This is a genomic window from Stenotrophomonas sp. STEN023, from assembly GCF_056760135.1.
The window spans coordinates 1-18,270 of sequence record NZ_JBRREF010000089.1 but is presented as its reverse complement, the minus strand read 5'-3'; the positions used below and the strand labels follow the sequence as shown (position 1 = coordinate 18,270).

The window sequence follows — 18,270 nt, the reverse complement described above, 5'->3', positions numbered from 1 at the left end:
CTCCCCGCGCCCCCTCCGTCGCGCCCGCCCCCCGGGGGGGGGGGGTCCCCCCGGCCCCCCCACCCCCCCTGGCGGCGCCCCCCACTACAGTTGCGGTTGATCAATAACTGCCGTCGAAGGCAAAGATCGGCTTGCGCTGCTGCCACAGGCCCTTGGTGAAGTCCGGGAACTCCAGGGTCTGGAAGCTGTTGGCAATCGACTGCTCGGACAACGGGGTGATCGCACTCCAGGTCACGGCATCGTAGATATCGATCGGCATCGGTGCCTTGGCCTTCAATGCCTCGACGAAGGCGTGGATCACGAACCAGTCCATGCCACCGTGGCCGGCGCTGGCGGCGGTGTCGGCATGCTGCTTCCACAGCGGGTGCTCGTACTGGTCCTGGTAGGTCTTGAACTCTTCCCACTGGTGCGGCGGGCTGCGGCCCTCGATATGGATGCCGTGGTTGACGTCCATCCACAGACCCTTGGTGCCCTGCACGCGGAAGCCCATCGAATACGGGCGCGGCAGCGAGGTGTCGTGCTGCAGCAGGATGGTCTCACCGTTCTCGCAGGCCAGCGTGGTGGTGACGATGTCGCCAAGCTTGAACTTGACCTTGGTGCTCGGGTGGGTAGTGCCACCACTCTTGGCCACGGTGTACTCATGCAGGCCGCGCGCCTTGCTGGCGAACGCATTGATATGGGTGAAGCGATTGCCGCGGTTGATGCCGGTATACATCGCGCACGGGCCGATGCCGTGGCTGGGATACAACTCGCCATTGCGCTGCACCGAATGCTCGGTGCGCCAGCGTGCTTCCGACCAGCCCTTGGCACCGAACTCCACGCCACTGTCGTAGGGATGCTCGGGCGTACCGTCGTTGAACTTCACCCCACGCAGGTCGTGCTGGTAGCCAGCCTGCAGGTGCACCAGTTCACCGAACAGGCCTTGCCGCACCATCTGCAGTGCGGCCATCACGTCACGGCGATAGCAGACGTTCTCCAGCAGCATGTACGGCGTGCCGGTGCTGAGCTGGGTATTGAGCACATCCCAATGGTCCTGCAGGGTGATGCCGGCGACCACTTCGCAGCCCACCGCGACCTTGGCCTGCATCGCCGCGATCGCCATCGGTGCATGCAGTTCCCACGGGGTGGCGATGATCACGCCATCCAGGCCACGCTGCTCAAGCAGGCGCTTCCAGGCGTTCTGGTCACGGTCCGCGCCGTAGGCCTGCGGTGCCGGCTTGCCGGCCTTGGCCACCATGTCCATGGCGCGGCCAAGCATGATCGGCTCGATGTCGCACAGGGCAACCACGTCGACGTCGTCGCGGCGTACCAGTTCCTTCAGCAGTACCTGGCCGCGCATGCCGGTGCCGATCACGCCCAGGCGCACCTTGCGACCGCGTGCCCAGGCCGGCGTTTCCGGCAGCAGGCTGGTGGCGGCCAGGGCCGCGCTGGCCATGATGAATTCCCTACGCTTCATTGTGTTTCCTCTTTCAGGGTCGTGCCGGTCATGGCAGGCGTGCCGCGACCGTGCTGACGGTGTCACTGTCTTCCCCCTCATGCAATGCATGAGGGGGAAGCGCTGCTGCGGTGGATCAGAACTTGTAGGTGGCGGTCACGCTGTAGATGCGACCAAAGTTGTTGGCATAGCCGGAGAAGTTCATCCAGTCGTTCGGATCGTAGAACGGCAGGCGGTTGAACAGGTTCTTCACGGTCACGCCGACGCTCAGCTTCTCGATCGGGCGCCAGTTCACGCTCAGGTTTGCGGTCCACCACGCCGGTGCGCCGCCGCAATGGCCGGGGGCCAGGTCGAGGAAGCTGCCGGTGCAGGTCTGCGCATTGTTGTCCTGCGCGTCGATGCGGTCGTAGGCCCACTTGGTGCCGCCGACGTAGTTGACGTAGAAGCCGGTATCCCACTTGCCGTACGTCCAGTTGGTGTTGAACGTGGCGCGCACCTTCGGGTTGTTGTAGTAGCCAACCAGGTTGCCGTAGTACCAGCCGTCACCGTTGTCGGAGTTGTACATGTTGCGGTTGGCGATGGTAGCTGCCACACCGATGTTCAGGCGGCCCCATTCACCCAGGTCGAAGCGGCTGCGCAGATCCACGTCGAAGCCGTCAATCAGGGTGCGGCCACGGTTGCTGTACTGGCCGATCACGCTGGCCACGTTGCCGATGCTGTAGCCCGGCAAGGTGCCTGGACAGGTCACACCGCTGGCCGGGTCGCTGCACATGGCGGCCAGTGCAGCGAGGTTGGACTTGTCGGACTCGGTGATCGGGAAGCGGGTCATCGAGTCGATGTCTTCTTCCTTGCTGTAGTCCGGTGCGACGATTTCATCGCGGCGGTACACGAACCAGTAGTCAGCCGACACCGACAGCCAATCGGTCGGCTCCAGCACGACGCCCAGCGTGGCGATCTTCGCCTTCTCCGGCTTCAGATCCTGGTTGGGCTGGGTCATGCGCGCAACGTTGCGGGCGCAATCGCTGTTCCACAGGCTGTTGCCCAGGTCCTTGTCGACGACACGGTTGGACTGCCGCAGCAGCCCGGCGATTGCATTGGTTTCCGCGCAACGGACTTCATCGCGATAGCCACCGATCTGTGCGTACACGCCACCGCTGCCGGCCTCGGCCAGGCTGGGGGCGCGGAAGCCTTCCGAATAGGTACCACGCAGCATCAGCTGCGGCAGCGCCTGGTACTTCAGGCCGATCTTCGGCGCGGCGTTGGCGCTGAAGCCCGGGTACTTGTCCAGGCGCAGTGCCAGGTCCATCTCGAGCTTCTCGGTGAGCGGCACCACGGCTTCGGAGAACAGTGCGTAGGTGTTGCGCTTGCCGTCAAACCACGAGCCGCCCTGCTGGGTGATCAGGCCGTTGGCGGCATCCGGGTTGCCCGGCGTGTAGAACGTTTCGCGGGTTGCATTGAAGCCGAATGCCGCGCGCACTTCGCCAGCCGGCATGTTGAACAGCGGGCCTTCGATCTTGCCGTCCAAGGTGTGCAGGCGGGTCCACGACTCGATGTCGAAGGTCGGGAAGGCCTCACGGATCAGCGCCGCGTTGGCTTCACTGATCTCGCCGAACTTGTAGGCCGGGTGATCGGAAATGATGACGCGACCAGTGCCCGGATCGATGGTGTACGGACCGAAGGCTTTCTCGAAGCCTTTCAGGTTGACGTTGGTGGTCTGGTAGGTGACCGAGTGCGAACCGGCGGTGGCGAACGCGGTTTCCCAGTTCCAGTCGCCAGCAGCACCACGCAGACCCGCCACCACACGGTAGCTGTCGTCGGTATTGCGCTGACCGAAGTGGCCACCGCCGACGTCCTGCAGCAGGTAACCCAAACCGACCACACCGCCATTCATCGCCTTCAGCTCCGGGCTGGCGTGGTTGTATTCGTTGTTCGGGCCGAGCCACGGGGTCAGGAACTGGTTGACCGTATTGCCGGTGTTGCGCGAGAACCAGCTCTGCGGATTGCCGGTGGTGGTGCCGTAAGCACGCGGCGTACCGCCATTGGCGTGCAGGTCGATATCGGTATAAGTGACTTCGGCGAATGCCTCGGTGCTGTCGTTGAGCTGGTAATGACCATTGACGTAGGCAGTGACACGCTTGGAATCCGCGCCGCCGTTGATCTGCCGGTTCATCCAGGTCTGCCAGATGCAACGGGTGCCACTGCTGACCTGCAGCACGTTGTTGCAACCCGGTGCAGCCTCGTCCTTGCGCACGCCGGTGACCGGATCGATGGCGTAGTAGTAGCCGGGGTTGAACACGCCCGGCGCACTGCCGGTGTCCAGCCGCAGATTCTTGATGTAGTCCGGTGTGTTGACGTAGAACTGGCCCGGGTGCTTGAGGTACCACTCGCTGTCTGGAATGCCGTCGCGCTCATACAGGTTGACGCTGGCATAGACGTTGTAGCCGTCCTCGGCCATGTCGCCGAAACCGCCAGTGACGCTGGCCTGCTTTTCACCGAAGGAATCAAAGCGCGAGGCAGTGTCCCAGGTGCCACTGACTTCCAGGCCCTGGTAGCTGCTCTTGGTGATGACGTTGATGACGCCGGCCACTGCATCGGTGCCGTATACGGCCGAGGCGCCATCGGTCAGCACTTCCATGCGCTCGATGACGGCGGCAGGAATGGCATCGATGTTGACGAACTGGGTCTGGAAGCCAGCCGGCGCGCCGTAGTACGACAGGCGGCGACCGTTCAACAGCACCAGCGTGCCTTGTGCGCCGAGGCCACGCAGGTTGGCCTGCGAAGCGCCGTCCGAACCGGAGAACAAGGACTTGGAATCGACCTGGCCCGGACGTGCTGCCGGCAGATTGTCGAGCACCTGCAACAGCGTGCGCGCGCCCATGTTTTCGATGTCCTGCTTACTGATCACCTGCACCGGCGATGCGGTTTCCACATCGGTGCGGCGGATGTTGGAACCGGTGACCTCGATGCGGGACAACTCGGTGGTCTTGTCCTTTTCCTTCTCGGCCTTGTCCTGCGCGAAGGCAGGTGCGGCGATGGCGAACAGCACGCTGGCGACAGCCAACGATAGTGGAGCTTGCAAACAGCGTTTGGCACTGCGGTTGGCTGGCAACATCGGGGTTCTCTCCTGGCAAGGGCACGCAAAAAAAACAGCAGTTGGCGGGCAAAGCGATCCCATGCCACGGTTCTTGGACCGTAGCCGGGGGTAATCCGGTGGGAGGAGCGGTGTTACGGGTGGGTCATGGGGCGAGGATGTCGGCGGAATCGCCCTCCTCGCCGATCAGTACGGCGTTGGCCCAGTTGGCGCAGACCTGGGACGGTTGGCTACCCTGCGCGCCCAAGGTGCGCAGACTCAATCTGGACAGACCGCGGATATCGAGCTCGGGCTTGACCACGCCCGGCGCTTTCACGAAGCCGCTGTCATAGAGCAGGCGGTCATCACCCCATACCTGGAACTGCAGACCACCGGCTTGACGGCATTGGTCATCCACGCCGAGGTCGGCGCGCAGCGTTTTCCACTGCCCCTTCAAACTCATGTCGATGCGGCTTTGCGCACCAACGCCGAGACCGCGGCGGAACTGCAGGCCGTTCATGCGCATTGGCACAGCGGCGGCAAACGAACGGTCGGCATGCACCTGGGCGGCCAATACGGCCGGCAGCGGCAGCTGGGAGAGGTATTGCTGCCGCGCCGGCCGCTCGGCCGTTTGCTGCTCAAGGATATGGAAGGTGGACAGTGCAATCGGGCCAACATCGCGCGGCTGCAATGCATCCACCGCACGTGCGGTGCTGCCCTGCGCTGCGGTCACCATCGGATCGGCGCCACTTGCGCCGTCACCGTCAGGGTTCTGCACGCTGAGCACGCGGAAGCGCAGCAGGCGGCCTGCGTGGGCCGGGAAGTCGATGCGCTGCAGTTCCTGCTTCAGCTGCAGATGACCACTGGCAATCGGCTTGCCCCACTCGCCATTGCTGTCGGCCATGTAGATTTCGTAATCACGCACCTGACCATGCTTCCAGTGCTGGTCGTTGCGCGGTGCCAGTTCAATGCCGTCGATCAGCTTGCGCTCGCCAAAGCCCACCACCCACTCATGGGCACCGGTGCGGATGGCCTGGTTGCGCACGCTGCGGAACCATGTCGCCGGATCGTCGTCGAAGGCATTTTCCAGCGGATGGCCGGGCTCTTCGGCCGGACGGTTGACCACCAGCAGGCTGTCTGACGGCAGCGCGCGGCCCAGCTCCGGTGCGTTCGGGAAGACGTCATCGGCGAGCGCGGCGGCGACCGGGAAATCCAGCTGCAGTTTCAATGCCGCACGGATGTCCTGCGTCGCGGTACGCACATGCAGCGTACCCTTGCGCTCTTTGCCATCGAAGTACCAGCCTTCGCTGGCTGCCTGCAATGCAGCGGCATCGGCGAGCTTGGGCAGCGCACGGCCATCCAGCTGCACGGCAGCCGGTGCGTTGCGATTCAACACACGCAGGCCATAGCGACGCTGCGCCAACTGACCTTGATACTCACCCTGCACCGGCGCGATCTCGACCTGCACCGGGCCACTGCCCTGCGCCGGTGCCTGCACGCGGATCTGCTGCGTACTCGACTCGCCCTTCTGATAGCGGCGGGTGCTGCCATCGTCTTCGTACAGCGTGTAGCTGGATGCACCCTGCGGGTACAGATCGAAGGTCACTTCATCAAGCGGTTTCTCGCCGTCGAACAGCATCTCCGGATACATCGGCAGGATCGCACCGGCGCGCACGAATACCGGCAGCGTCGCCAGCTCGACCGGACGATCGAGTTGCTTGCCAGCAGCACCGGCCTGCAGATGGCGGCCATCCCAATAGTCGTACCAGCCGCCGGCAGGCAGATGGATATCGCGGCGCCAGCCACGGCTTGCGGCCTGACTGCGGTAGACCGGCGCGACCAGCAGATCGCGGCCGAGCAGGAACTGGTACTTATAGGTTTCGTCCTGCGCGTGCGGGTCCTGCGGGTTGTCCCACATCAGCCCACGCACCGGCGGTGCCCCGCTTTGGGCGGCGTCATGCACCAAACCGTACATATACGGGGTCAGGCGCATTTTCAGCTTGAGGTAGTCGCGGTTGATCGAGCGGTAGGGTTCGTCGAAGGCCCAGGGGTGCTTGCGCGCATTCGACGACCAGCCGGACATGCCCATCAGCACCGGAGTGAAGGTCTTCCACTGCAGGTCGCGGGTGAAGGTTTCGGCGCTGCCACCGAAGATCGCATCGACGTCGCCGCTCGCATAGGCCATGCCCGACAGACCGGAACCCACCAGGGTCGGCACGTGCCAACGGATGTAGTCCCAGCTGCTGCTCTGGTCACCGGTCCACGCAACCGCATAACGCTGGATGCCGGCCCAACCCATCACCGTCCACAGGAACGGACGCGAGTCGGAGTTGTTGAGGATGCCGTCGAAAGCCTGGCGGTTGGCATCCATCGCGAACTGATAGCCCTGCCCGGTCCAGGCCACGTCCAGCTTCTGCACGCGGCTGCCGGCCTTGCCGACTTCCCAGGCGATCTTGTCGACGCCGTTCTCGGTCCACAGGCCGGTCTTGAAGCCGTATTTAGCCAAGCCCTGCGCGGTTTCCGGCAGCTGCTTGTAACCGCAGCCGTAGCCGTCATTGGGCAGGATCCAGCCGCCCGGCATGTCGTTCTCGCGGTACTTGGCGGCGACGCTGTTGACCACATCAATGGTCGTGCCGGTGGGGCCATCGCTCCAGCCTTCGGGCACGCTGCCGGGCTTCTTGACGTTGTCGCCATCGTTGTAGCAATCGGCATCGCCGTAGGACAGCGCCCAGCGCGCGACCATGTTCGGTCGGCCGGTCAGCTGGGTGTAGCGCTCCAGCAGACGCTGCAGATCATTGCCGACGAAGTAATAGGCATCGAAGCGGTCTTCGCGGTGCAGCAGAGTGGCCTGGTCCGGCTGGCGCAGGTCATAGCTGCCGTCGCTCCAGGTGTTGCGCAACATGCCCCAGCCGCGTGAGCTGAGCAGCATCGGCGCGGGGCTCGGGCGGTCGCCCTCTTCCCAGCCACCGGAATAGGAAACTTCAAGCTCGCGCCCCTTGAACTGGAAACGGCCGTTCTGCTGACCGCCACCGTAGAAGGCTTCATCGGCCTGCGAGGACAACACCTGCACGCTCTGCTCGGCGGACAGATCCAGCGGCTGCTGTTCCTGCCATAGCGACACCGGCTTGCCGCCGTCCAGACGCTCCAGGCGCAGCTGCAAGGGCTGCCGCTGCACATGCAGAACGAGCGCCGGGGTGCGCACGCGGATTTCCTGCGCGTCTTCTTCCAGCTGCGCCTGCACCTGCTGCACGGGCTGCGGCAACACGATGGGTGCGGCCTTGTCGCCTGCGCCGGTCAGCTTGCCGTTGCGACCGGCCTGCACATGCACGATGTCGTTGGCCAGCACCTCGATGCGCAGGGTGCTGCCGGTATCACTGCGTACGTCCCAGGCACGCACGCCGTCGCGGCCATCGCTGGCGGTGACGGAGCGCAGATTGCCGATGGGCTCGGCCTGTGCAGTCACTGCCGGCAACAACAGGGCCGAAAGCAGTGCCAGCAACAGCGGCGATTGACGAACGCAGTGTTCCACCTTGCCTCCAACCCGTTCAACGGGCGTTTCGAAACCGAGTGCGCCGACTCTAGGGCAGGAAATCGAAAGATGTCAACAAAATGAAAGCAAAAGATAAGTAAGATTTCTTGCAATCGAAAGATGGTGCACAGCACCAACTTTCACATCGCGAAGCTGACCGTATTCATTGCTGCGAAAGGGTTTCCCGGGAAACCTTTCGCTTCAGACGATTCTCAAGAGAATAAAGCCGAATCAAATTATTTCTTTCGTTTTGCTTTCGCTATTTGACATTTCGAAAGAAAAGAAAGATGGTGCGCTGGCCAATCAGGAATCACACATGGATGCCACCCTGCTTCACGATCTGACCGCCTGGCAGCGCCTGGGCGGAGCCGATACCGCTACCGAAATCGCCCAGCAGCCCGCGCTGTGGGAAACCCTTGCCATCGACCTGCAACAGGCCAGCACGCGCCTGCAGGCTTTCCTCGGCCAACGCCTGTCCGATCCGCGGCAACGGGTGATCTTCACCGGTGCCGGCAGTTCCGGATTCATCGCCGAGATGGTGGCCGACACCATCAATGCGCAGTGGCCGGCCGAAGTGCGCGCCGTGCACACCACCAGCCTGCTCACCCACCCGGCGCTGTACCTGCAGCGCGACCACCCGACCCTGCTGGTGTCGTTCGGCCGCAGCGGTTCCAGCCCGGAAAGCGTGGCCGCCGTCGATCGCGTACGCGCTGATGTCGACGATGCCCGCTTCCTCGACATCACCTGCAATGCCGAAGGCGAACTGGCCCGCCGTGGCGCCGGTCGCGACGACACCTGCACCGTGCTGATGCCGGCCGCCAGCTGCGACCGCGCCTTCGCCATGACCAGCAGCCTGAGCTGCATGCTGCTGACCGCACTGACCGTGTTCGACAGCGCACCTTGGGCCGAACGCGTACAGCGCATCCAGCAGGTTGCCGCACTCGCACGCCAGGGCTTGGGCAATTGGGATGCTGCGGTCGCTGCACTGGCTGCGCAGCCGTACAACCGCGTTATCTACCTGGCCAGTGGTCCGCTGGAAGCACTGGCCCGTGAGGCAGCACTGAAGGTGTTGGAACTCACTGCCGGCCGTGTGCTGGCATTGGCCAACACGCCTCTGGGTTTCCGCCACGGGCCCAAGTCCACGCTCAATGAGGAAACGCTGGTAGTGGTACTGCGCAGCGCCGAGCCGCTGGCGCGACGCTACGAACAGGACCTGCTGGAAGAACTGCGCGGTGATGGCGTTGCCGGCAAGGTATTGTCGATCGGCCCGCATTCGGACCTGGGCATCCACGACGACTACACCTTGTCCGTGCCTGCCCTGCCCGACAGCTGGTTGGCGCCGGTGTGGCTGCCGTTCGCGCAGCTGTACGCCCTGCAGCGCTCGGCCGCACTCGGACTGACCCCCGACAATCCGTTCCCGGACGGCACCGTCAACCGCGTGGTCAAGGGCGTCACCATCCACCATGGCTGATACCCGCGCCCCGGCCTGTTACGGCATCGACATTGGCGGTACCAAGATTGAACTGGTGGCCTGCGATGCCGCCCTCCAGGTCGCGTGGCGCAAACGCATCGCCACCCCACAAGGCGACTACAACGGTTTCCTGCAGGCAGTGGAAACGCTGGTTGCAGATGCCGATGCAGAACTCGGCCAACGCGCGCAGGCCATCGGCATCGCCTTGCCCGGCGTGCGCGAGCGTCGCAGTGGCCGTCAGCTCAGTGCCAACGTACCAGCACTGACCGGCCAATGCGTCAGCGCCGACCTGCAGGCACGCCTGCAACGGCCACTGCACTTCGGCAACGACCTGCAGTGCTTTGCCTTGTCCGAAGCACACGGCGGCGCGGCGGACGGCTACGCCAGCATGTTCGGCGCCATCCTCGGCACCGGTGCCGGCGGTGGTTACTGCCTGCACGGCAAGCTGGTCGGCGGCTTCAACGGCCTGGCCGGCGAATGGGGCCACTGGAGCGTGCCAGCCAACCTGCTGCAACGGCATGGTTTGCCGCTGCTGGATTGTGGCTGCGGCTTGCGCGGCTGCGTGGAGCGCTATGTCTCCGGCAGCGGCGTGGCCATGATCGAACGCCACCTCGGCGGCAATGCGGCCAACGCCAGCGAAGTCATCGCCCGGGCCGAAGCCGGTGACATCCGCGCCATGCAGGCGCTGGACATCCACCGCGACCTGCTCGGCCACAGTTTCGCCGCGCTGATCCTCGCGCTGGACCCGCACGTCATCGTGCTTGGTGGCGGCCTGTCGCAGTACGCACCGCTCTACCAGCAGCTGCCCGCGGCCATCGCCGCACATCTGTTCAACGGCGTGGAAGTGCCGCCCATCGTGCCACCGCGCTTCGGCGATGCCGGCGGTGCCCGTGGTGCCGCCCTGCTCGCCTGCCAACCCGCTTACCTGATTCCCGGAGCTTGACCATGTCACCGCTGCAATCCCTGCTTGCCTCTCATCGCCAAGGCCACAACGTCGGCCTGTACAGCGTCTGCTGCAGCAACGAACAGGTGTTGCGCGCGGCCATGCACGTGGCCGCGCAACACCGCACCGTGCTGCTGATCGAAGCCACTTCCAACCAGGTCGACCAGTTCGGCGGTTACACCGGCATGACCCCGTCGCAGTACCGCGCCTATGTGGAAGCGCTCGCCGACGAAGAAGGCTTCCCGCGCGCGCAACTGATCCTGGGCGGCGATCACCTCGGTCCCAACGCCTGGCAGAAGCAGCCGGCCGCCGAAGCGATGGCCAATGCGCGCGTGCTGATCGAAGCCTATGTCGCCGCCGGTTTCCACAAGATCCATCTCGACTGCAGCATGTCCTGCGCCGATGATCCGACCCCATTGCCCGACGCTACCGTCGCCGCGCGTTCGGCCGAGCTGGCAGTGATTGCCGAAGCCACTGCCAAAGCCAATGGCCTGCCGCCGCCGGTCTATGTGATCGGTACCGAAGTGCCGATCCCCGGTGGCGAAGCCTCGCTGGCAGGTGGCTTGGCCGTCACCACGCCGGCTGCTGCCGCGCAGACCCTGGCCATCCACCAGCAGGCCTTCGACACACCGGAACTGCGCGATGCCTGGCAGCGCGTGATTGCAATGGTCGTGCAGCCGGGCGTGGACTTCGACCACAGCAGCGTGCACGAATACGACGCCGCCGCTGCCAGCGAGCTGGCTGACTTCCTTGAACAGCAGCCGCGCATCGTGTTTGAAGCGCACTCGACCGACTACCAACGCGAGTCCGGCCTGCATGCGCTGGTGCGCGATCACTTCGCCATCCTCAAGGTCGGCCCGGCGGCAACGTTTGCCTACCGCGAAGCCTTGTTCGCACTCGCCGCGATCGAAGCCGAACTGCTGCCTGCCACGCAGTGCTCGAAGCTGCCGCAGGTACTGGAACAGGTGATGCTGGCCAAGCCGAAGAACTGGCAGGCGCACTACCACGGCGACGAGGCCACGCTGCGCCTGCTGCGCTCCTACGCCTTCAGTGACCGCTGCCGCTACTACTGGGGCGAGCCGGAGCTGCTGCAGGCCGTGCAGACCTTGTTCGCCAACCTGGAACAGCACACCCCGCCGCTCGTGCTGCTCAGCCAATACCTGCCGGGCCAGTATGTGGCTGTGCGCGAAGGCCAACTGGCCGCCACGCCGGCCGCCTTGGTGCAGCATCGCGTCGGCCAGTGCCTGGGCGAATACGCGCGCGCCTGCAGCGCCAATCAGGCAGGTACACGCAAGCAAAGCGAAAGTTTGCGCGCCGCAAACCTTGCGAACGGTTAATCTCCGCTTTCAAACGCACAAGAGAGCTGACCATGCGCAATACCCGTCCCCGCCGACAGCAGATCCTGCAACGCCTGATCGACCAGGGCTCGGTGCAGGTTGCCGAACTGGTTGACCAGTTCGGCGTGTCGGCGGTGACCATCCGTACCGACCTGGGCCACTTCGAGGCGCAGGGCCTGGCCACGCGCACCCACGGTGGCGCAACCCTGGTACGCATGCCGCCGCAGGAACAGGACATCCACGAGAAAGATGCGCTGAACCTGTCGCTGAAGGAATCCATCGGCATGCGCGCCGCGCAGCTGGTGCAACCCGGCGACAACATCATCATCGACTCCGGCTCCACCACCATGACCCTGGCCCGGCACCTGCGCGACCACCGCGACGTCACGGTGATGACCAATGGCTTGAACATCGCCTGGGAACTGGCCAACGCACCGGCGGTCAACGTGCTGCTGACCGGCGGCCTGCTGCGCAAGCAGTCGCTGTCGCTGCAGGGCAGCCAGGCCGAAGCCAGCCTCACCTCCTACAGCTTCGACACCTTGTTCCTCGGCGTGGACGGCCTGGACCTGCAGTTCGGCCTGACCACCCACGACGAAGCCGAAGCCCGCCTCAATCACCGCATGGTCGAGCGCGCCCGCCGCATCGTGGTGCTGACCGACGCTTCGAAATTTGGCCGGGTCAGCCTGCACCGCATCGCCCGCCTCGACCAGATCCACGCCATCATCACCGACCCCGGCATCGACGAAGCAACCCGTGAAGGCTTGCAACGTCAGGGCATTGAAGTGATCACCGCCGAGCCACCGCTATGACCGCTACCCGCAGCCTGTACGGCCGCATTCTCACCCCGCTGGGCTGGCGTCGTGGCCACGTCCATTTCGACCAGCAGCTGCGCACGTTGGAAGTAGAAGACCATACGGGTGATGGCGGCGATCTGCCGATCATCCTGCCCGGCTTCATCGACCTGCATGTGCATGGCGCAGCGGGCGTGGACCTGATGCAGGGCGGCGATGTCGCCCGCCGCATCGCCCACACCCATGCCCGCTACGGCACCACCACCCTGCTCGGCACGACGATGACCGCCGAGTACGCCGAGATCGAGAATGCCCTGCGCGGTGTCGCCCAGGTGATGGCGACACCCGATGCGGATGCCGCGCAGATCATCGGTGTGCATCTGGAAGGCCCCTTCATCAGCCCGCAGCGTCTGGGCGCACAGCCGCCACGCACGCTGGAAGCAACCCTGGAGTCGGTGCAGCACCTGCATGCCCTGGCGCCGATCAAGGTGCTGACGATTGCGCCGGAAATCGGCCAGCACACCGCCTTGATTCCGGCGTTGGCCGCGATGGGCATCCGCGTGCAGATCGGCCACAGCGCCGGCAGCTACGACGATGCGGTCGCCGCATTGCAGGCTGGCGCGGTTGGCTTCACCCATCTGTTCAATGGCATGACTGGCGTTGATCACTACAAGCCCGGTATCGCTGCTGCCGCATTGGCGCATGCCGAATACGCCGAACTGATTCCCGACCTGCAACATGTGCATCGCGGCGCGATCCGCATGGCGGTGCGGGCGATCCCGCGCTTGTATGCAGTCACCGATGCCACTGCCGCCACCGGCATGCCCGATGGCGAATACGCGCTGGGCGAGCAGCGCGTGCACAAGTGCATGGGCTGCGTGCGGCTCTCCACCGGCTCGCTCGCCGGCAGCGCACTGACCATGGACCAGGCGCTGCGCAATCTGGTCGATGTCGGCCTCGAACTGGCCGACGCCTCGCAACGTGTTTCCACCATCCAGGCCGATTACCTGGGTCTGGAAGACCGCGGCCGCATCGCCCCAGGCCTGCGCGCGGACATGGTGGTGCTGGACCCGCAATTGAAGTTGCAACAGGTATGGATAGCCGGCAACCCGATCGACCCAAGCTGATCCGCTCCATGTAGTGCCGAGCCATGCTCGGCAAACCGCGCGGATGCGCGGCGCGATCCGGCAGCGCATACACCGGAACGAAGTGCAGCCGAGCATGGCTCGGCACTACAAAATCTTGCCCCAGGAACGCGCCGATGACAGACACCACTTTTGCCGTGCCCGCCAGCGACGCCGCGCCGCGTTGGCCCGTGCGCTATCTCCTTTTCATCGCCGGTCTTGGCGGCCTGCTGTACGGCATCGACATCGGCATCATTGCCGGCGCCCTGCCCTATCTGGAAGCCACCGCTAGCCATGCCTGGCAGCTGAGCAGCCAACAGATGGGCTTCGTGGTCGCGGCGGTATTGCTGGGCAGTGTGTTGTCATCGCTGTTCGCCGGCATGATCGCCGACCTGATCGGCCGACGCGGCGCGATGATGCTCGCTGGCGTGCTGTTCACCGCCAGCATCCCGATCATGGCGCTGGCCTCCGGCTATACGCCGCTGCTGCTGGGACGCCTGCTGCAAGGCATCAGCGGTGGCTTGATCGGCGTGGTGGTGCCGCTGTATCTGGCCGAAGTACTGGGACCGGAACGACGCGGTCGCGGCGCGGCGATGTTCCAGCTGCTGCTGACGGTAGGTCTGGTACTTGCTGCCCTGATTGGTTTGTATCAAGCGCATTCGGTGGATGCCGCAGCGGAGTCGGTACGCAACATGCCCCTGGTGCAGCAGGCACAGCATCTGTTCGCAGTGAAGGACCAGGCCTGGCGCACGATCTTCTGGACCTGCCTGCTGCCGGGCGTGGTGTTCTGCATCGGCCTGTTCTGGCTCAACGAATCACCACGCTGGCTGGCACGTCGCGGTCGCATCGATGCTGCACGTCGCGGCTTGCAGGCCACGCTGCCGCCGTCGCAGGTGGAAGCCACACTCGCGCAGATCCAGAATCCGGTGACGGCCAAGGCCGATGGCGAGCGCGACCGGCTGTTCAGTCGCCGCTACATGGTGCCGTTCGTGCTGGCCTGCCTGGTGCTGGCCTTCACCCAGGCCACCGGCATCAACTCGATCCTCGCCTACGCGGTCAACATCCTCAATCAAGCTGGCCTGCCGGGTGCAGCTGCGAACGGTGCGGATGTAGCGATCAAGCTGCTCAATGTGATCATGACCCTGGTGGCGCTGTTCCTGGTGGATCGCAAGGGCCGCAAATTCCTGTTGATGATCGGCAGTGGTGGCATCTGTCTTGCCCTGTTGGCTGCAGCGATGCTGTTCTTCAAGGCCGAACAGGGCCGCGCTGATGTGCAGCAGGTATTGCAGCATGCGGTGCAGGCCGATGGTCTGCAGTTGCAGCTGGATGCTGCGCAATGGCATCAGCTCGCCGGTACCCGCAATCGGGATGGGCAGCCGTCACAGCTGACGGTGTCGTGGAGCTATGGCGGCTTCAGCGATGTGCGCTCGCTGCGCAGTGACAATCCCAGCGATCAACAGCTGCTGATCGAACGCTCCAGCACCGTGCACGCCGACAGCGTGATTGGTCGCTTCTTCCGCAGCCTGCATCTGAATCCGTTCCCGGACCCGAGCGCTGCTGCCAATGCTCCACTGCGCATCGAGCAGGCCTGGATCGGCGCAGTGCCGCCGGCTTCGCATGGCTGGGCGGTGGCTGCCTGCATCCTGGTATTCGTGGCGTTCTTCGCGGTGGGACCAGGCGTGTGCGTGTGGCTGGCATTGTCGGAGTTGATGCCTAACCGGATTCGGTCGAACGGCATGAGCATCGCGTTGCTGATCAACCAGTTCGTATCGACCACGATCGCGGCGGTGTTCCTGCCTACGGTTGGCCATTACGGATACGCCAGCATGTTCCTGTTCTGGGCGGCGTGTACGTTCGCGTTCTTCCTGATTGCGGCGTTCTGGTTGCCGGAGACCAAGGGCAAGACGCTGGAGCAGATCGAGGCGCATTTCCGCTGAGGGCTGCAAGGCGGAAAGCCAGGGCAAGAATCAAAAGCCCCCCTCATCCGCCCTCCGGGCACCTTCTCCCGCAAGCGGGAGAAGGGACAGACAGGCTTTTCTGCTATCGGATAGATGGCCACGCAGAGCGCAAGTAACACCTAAGCGCACCGCAATGATCCAAGCTTTCCCACTGAGCGGCAGTGGAGCTACAAGCCAAGCAAGAATCAAAAGCCCCCTCATCCGCCCTCCGGGCACCTTCTCCCGCAGGCGGGAGAAGGGACAGCTAGGCTTTTCTGCTATCGGATAGTTGGCCGCGCAGAGCGCAAGCAATGCACCAGCCCCCAAGCAACGCCAGCCTTCCCTTCTCCCGCCTGCGGGAGAAGGTGCCCGGAGGGCGGATGAGGGGGCTTCTACGCTTCTACGCTTCTACGCTTCTACGCTTCTACGCTTCTACGCTTCTACGCTTCTACGCTTCTACGCTTCTACGCTTCTGCGCTTCTACGCTTCTACGCTTCTGCGCTTCTGCGCTTCTGAGCTTCTGAGCTTCTGAGCTTCTGAGCTTTCCCAGCTTCCAGCCCTCACTCCACCCAAGCCCACAAACGCAAACGGCCACCCGAAGGTGGCCGTTGCTGCAAACAGGCTTGGCCTGTTGGCGGGATTACTCGGCGGAAGCCTTGGCAGCCAGGCGAGCAGCCTTGGCCTGCTGGGCAGCAGCCAGATCTTCCTTGATGCGGGCAGCCTTGCCTTCCAGGCCACGCAGGTAGTACAGCTTACCGGCGCGAACCTTACCGCGACGCTTCACTTCGACCGAGTCGATGATGGCGCTGTGGGTCTGGAAGACGCGCTCGACGCCGTAGCCGTGCGAGATCTTGCGCACGGTGAAAGCGGAGTTCAGGCCAGCATTCTTGGTGCCGATGACGACGCCTTCGTATGCCTGCACGCGCTCACGGTTGCCTTCCTTGACCTTCACGTTCACCACGACGGTGTCGCCCTGGCTGAACTTCGGCAGTTCGCGGGTGATCTGGGCGGATTCGAATTCCGCGACGATGGACTTGTTCAGCTTGCTCATTGGGTTACACCGATTGTTCGGGGTGGGCGTGTCGGTATCGACAGCTTAGGCTCATACAGTCGCCGGATTGCGCTGCACGTTATTGTTCTGGCTCCACGTCAGGCCATTCAGCCGACGGGAACTCGTAATTCTAACTTACTGTTCGCCCTCGGCGCCAGTAGCTTGTTTGAACGAATCTGCAAGCGCCTGCCGGGCTTCGGCCAGCAGCTTGCGGTCAGCCTTGTTCAGGCTGGCCTCGTCCAACAGGTCCGGACGCCGCAATGACGTGCGCAGCAAGGATTGCTGGCGGCGCCAAGCGGCAATGGCGGCATGGTTACCGGAGCGCAGCACGTCAGGCACATCGCCCAGCGGGTGGCTGGCCGGATGGCTGTAGTGTGGGCAATCCAGCAGGCCGTCACCCTCGAAACTGTCCTGGACCGCAGATTCGGCATCGTTCAAGGCCCCCTCCTGCAGACGGGTCACCGCATCGATGATCACCGCCGCACCCAACTCACCGCCGGACAGCACGTAATCGCCAATGGAGATCTCCTCATCCACCTCACTGGCCAGGAAGCGCTCGTCCACGCCTTCATAGCGACCGCAGAGCAGGATCATCCGCGGCAAGGCGGCCAATTCACGAACCTTGGCCTGGTCCAGCGGCCTGCCCTGCGGACTCAGATAGATGACCGGTGCAGGCGCTGGGTCAGCCGCACGCGCCGCCGCCAGGGCTGCGCGCAGGGGCTCGATCAGCATCACCATGCCCGGGCCGCCACCAAACGGACGGTCGTCCACCCGGCGGTAATTGCCCTCGGCATAATCGCGCGGATTCCAGCCGTGCAGTTCCAGCAGCCCGCGCTCCTGCGCACGACCGACCACGCCCAGCGCAGCCGATTGGGCAAGGAATTCTGGAAACAGGCTGATGACGTCTACACGCACGGGCTTTAAAACTCCGGATCCCAGTCGACCACGATCAGGTTGGCGTCGAAATCCACGGATTTGACGAAGTCGCCCATCACGAACGGAATCATCCGCTCACGGTCGCCACGGGTAACCAGTACGTCGTTGGAGCCGGTGCTGAACAGATGCGAGGCGATACCCAGCTTGACGCCTTCGACGGTTTCCACGTCCAGGCCTTCCAGATCAACCCAGTAATACTCGTCCGCGCTCGGCGGCGGCAGGGCGCTGCGGGCAACGTAGATCTCGGTCCCGCGCATGGCTTCGGCCACATCGCGGTCGGTCACGCCCGGGAAGTTCGCCACCAGGGTCTTGCCCGAATCGCGGCCGCGCACACCGGTCAGCTCGGACTCCTGCCCCGCCGGGGTACGCAGAATCCAAGGCTGGTATTTGAAAATGGCGGAACGTGGCTCGGTCCAGGACTCAAGCTTCAGTTCGCCGCGCACACCAAAAACGCCGGCAACCCTGCCCAGCAGGATCCGGCGCTCGATATCTTTCTTCATATAGCAGTCGGGGGGGGGGGGGGGGGGCGGGCGCCGGCCCCGAGGGCCGGGGGGCGGGGGGGGGGGGGGGGCGCGTGGGGGGGGGGGAGCGGGGAGGGGGGGGGGGGGGCGGGGGGGGGGGCCCGGCGCCGGCCGGCCCGCCCCCC

The 18,270-nt window shown here is 64.4% G+C and carries 12 protein-coding genes; 6 read left to right on the top strand and 6 right to left on the bottom strand.

The window, feature by feature from the left end:
* Positions 1-100: 100 nt before the first annotated feature.
* The 3 genes from ACVOLV_RS18825 to ACVOLV_RS18815 all read right to left on the bottom strand — a co-directional run bounded on the left by ACVOLV_RS18825 (position 101) and on the right by ACVOLV_RS18815 (position 8,034).
* On the bottom strand, positions 101-1,456 hold the full coding sequence (locus ACVOLV_RS18825; protein WP_481555696.1) for a Gfo/Idh/MocA family protein: 1,356 nt from the start codon (positions 1,454-1,456) through the stop codon (positions 101-103).
* A 115-nt stretch (positions 1,457-1,571) separates the two neighbouring features.
* A complete protein-coding gene (locus ACVOLV_RS18820; RefSeq protein WP_481555695.1) occupies positions 1,572-4,547 on the bottom strand; it encodes a TonB-dependent receptor plug domain-containing protein in 2,976 nt (991 codons plus the stop codon).
* A 124-nt stretch (positions 4,548-4,671) separates the two neighbouring features.
* Positions 4,672-8,034, bottom strand: a complete 3,363-nt coding sequence (locus tag ACVOLV_RS18815; protein ID WP_481555694.1) for a TIM-barrel domain-containing protein — start codon at positions 8,032-8,034, stop codon at positions 4,672-4,674.
* Positions 8,035-8,350: 316 nt separating this feature from the next.
* Here ACVOLV_RS18815 and ACVOLV_RS18810 point away from each other — a divergent pair, with 316 nt between their 5' ends.
* The 6 genes from ACVOLV_RS18810 to ACVOLV_RS18785 all read left to right on the top strand — a co-directional run bounded on the left by ACVOLV_RS18810 (position 8,351) and on the right by ACVOLV_RS18785 (position 15,637).
* The gene (locus ACVOLV_RS18810; RefSeq protein ID WP_481555693.1) at positions 8,351-9,505 is read left to right on the top strand and encodes an SIS domain-containing protein; all 1,155 of its coding nucleotides are present in this window, start codon (positions 8,351-8,353) and stop codon (positions 9,503-9,505) included.
* Positions 9,498-10,448: an ROK family protein gene (locus ACVOLV_RS18805; protein ID WP_481555692.1), complete on the top strand. Its 951-nt coding sequence runs from the start codon at positions 9,498-9,500 to the stop codon at positions 10,446-10,448. Before ACVOLV_RS18810 ends, ACVOLV_RS18805 begins: the two co-directional genes overlap by 8 nt.
* A 2-nt stretch (positions 10,449-10,450) precedes the next feature.
* Positions 10,451-11,785, top strand: a complete 1,335-nt coding sequence (locus ACVOLV_RS18800) for a D-tagatose-bisphosphate aldolase, class II, non-catalytic subunit (RefSeq protein ID WP_481555691.1) — start codon at positions 10,451-10,453, stop codon at positions 11,783-11,785.
* Positions 11,786-11,811: 26 nt separating this feature from the next.
* The gene (locus tag ACVOLV_RS18795; protein ID WP_083491097.1) at positions 11,812-12,594 is read left to right on the top strand and encodes a DeoR family transcriptional regulator; all 783 of its coding nucleotides are present in this window, start codon (positions 11,812-11,814) and stop codon (positions 12,592-12,594) included.
* Complete coding sequence (gene nagA, locus ACVOLV_RS18790) at positions 12,591-13,703, top strand: N-acetylglucosamine-6-phosphate deacetylase (protein ID WP_481555690.1); 1,113 nt, start codon at positions 12,591-12,593, stop codon at positions 13,701-13,703. Before ACVOLV_RS18795 ends, nagA begins: the two co-directional genes overlap by 4 nt.
* Positions 13,704-13,837: 134 nt before the next feature.
* A complete protein-coding gene (locus ACVOLV_RS18785; protein ID WP_481555689.1) occupies positions 13,838-15,637 on the top strand; it encodes an MFS transporter in 1,800 nt (599 codons plus the stop codon).
* A gap of 640 nt (positions 15,638-16,277) precedes the next feature.
* Here the strand turns inward: ACVOLV_RS18785 and rplS are convergent.
* The 3 genes from rplS to rimM all read right to left on the bottom strand — a co-directional run bounded on the left by rplS (position 16,278) and on the right by rimM (position 18,124).
* Entirely contained in the window at positions 16,278-16,688 is a 411-nt protein-coding gene (rplS, locus tag ACVOLV_RS18780) for a 50S ribosomal protein L19 (protein WP_057626601.1), read from the bottom strand.
* 135 nt (positions 16,689-16,823) lie between these two features.
* Positions 16,824-17,603 carry a tRNA (guanosine(37)-N1)-methyltransferase TrmD gene (gene trmD / locus ACVOLV_RS18775; protein WP_481555688.1) on the bottom strand — a complete coding sequence of 260 codons (780 nt, stop codon included), beginning with the start codon at positions 17,601-17,603 and terminating at the stop codon, positions 16,824-16,826.
* 5 nt (positions 17,604-17,608) lie between these two features.
* Positions 17,609-18,124, bottom strand: a complete 516-nt coding sequence (gene rimM / locus ACVOLV_RS18770) for a ribosome maturation factor RimM (RefSeq protein ID WP_481555687.1) — start codon at positions 18,122-18,124, stop codon at positions 17,609-17,611.
* Positions 18,125-18,270: the final 146 nt, after the last annotated feature.

Excerpts from the sequence above, each read along its gene's own strand:
- ACVOLV_RS18825 (WP_481555696.1), bottom strand. The coding sequence starts at position 1,456 with ATGAAGCGTAGGGAATTCATCATGGCCAGCGCGGCCCTGGCCGCCACC.
- ACVOLV_RS18820 (WP_481555695.1), bottom strand. The coding sequence starts at position 4,547 with ATGTTGCCAGCCAACCGCAGTGCCAAACGCTGTTTGCAAGCTCCACTA.
- ACVOLV_RS18810 (WP_481555693.1), top strand. The coding sequence starts at position 8,351 with ATGGATGCCACCCTGCTTCACGATCTGACCGCCTGGCAGCGCCTGGGC.
- ACVOLV_RS18805 (WP_481555692.1), top strand. The coding sequence starts at position 9,498 with ATGGCTGATACCCGCGCCCCGGCCTGTTACGGCATCGACATTGGCGGT.
- ACVOLV_RS18800 (WP_481555691.1), top strand. The coding sequence starts at position 10,451 with ATGTCACCGCTGCAATCCCTGCTTGCCTCTCATCGCCAAGGCCACAAC.
- nagA (WP_481555690.1), top strand. The coding sequence starts at position 12,591 with ATGACCGCTACCCGCAGCCTGTACGGCCGCATTCTCACCCCGCTGGGC.
- ACVOLV_RS18785 (WP_481555689.1), top strand. The coding sequence starts at position 13,838 with ATGACAGACACCACTTTTGCCGTGCCCGCCAGCGACGCCGCGCCGCGT.
- rplS (WP_057626601.1), bottom strand. The coding sequence starts at position 16,688 with ATGAGCAAGCTGAACAAGTCCATCGTCGCGGAATTCGAATCCGCCCAG.
- rimM (WP_481555687.1), bottom strand. The coding sequence starts at position 18,124 with ATGAAGAAAGATATCGAGCGCCGGATCCTGCTGGGCAGGGTTGCCGGC.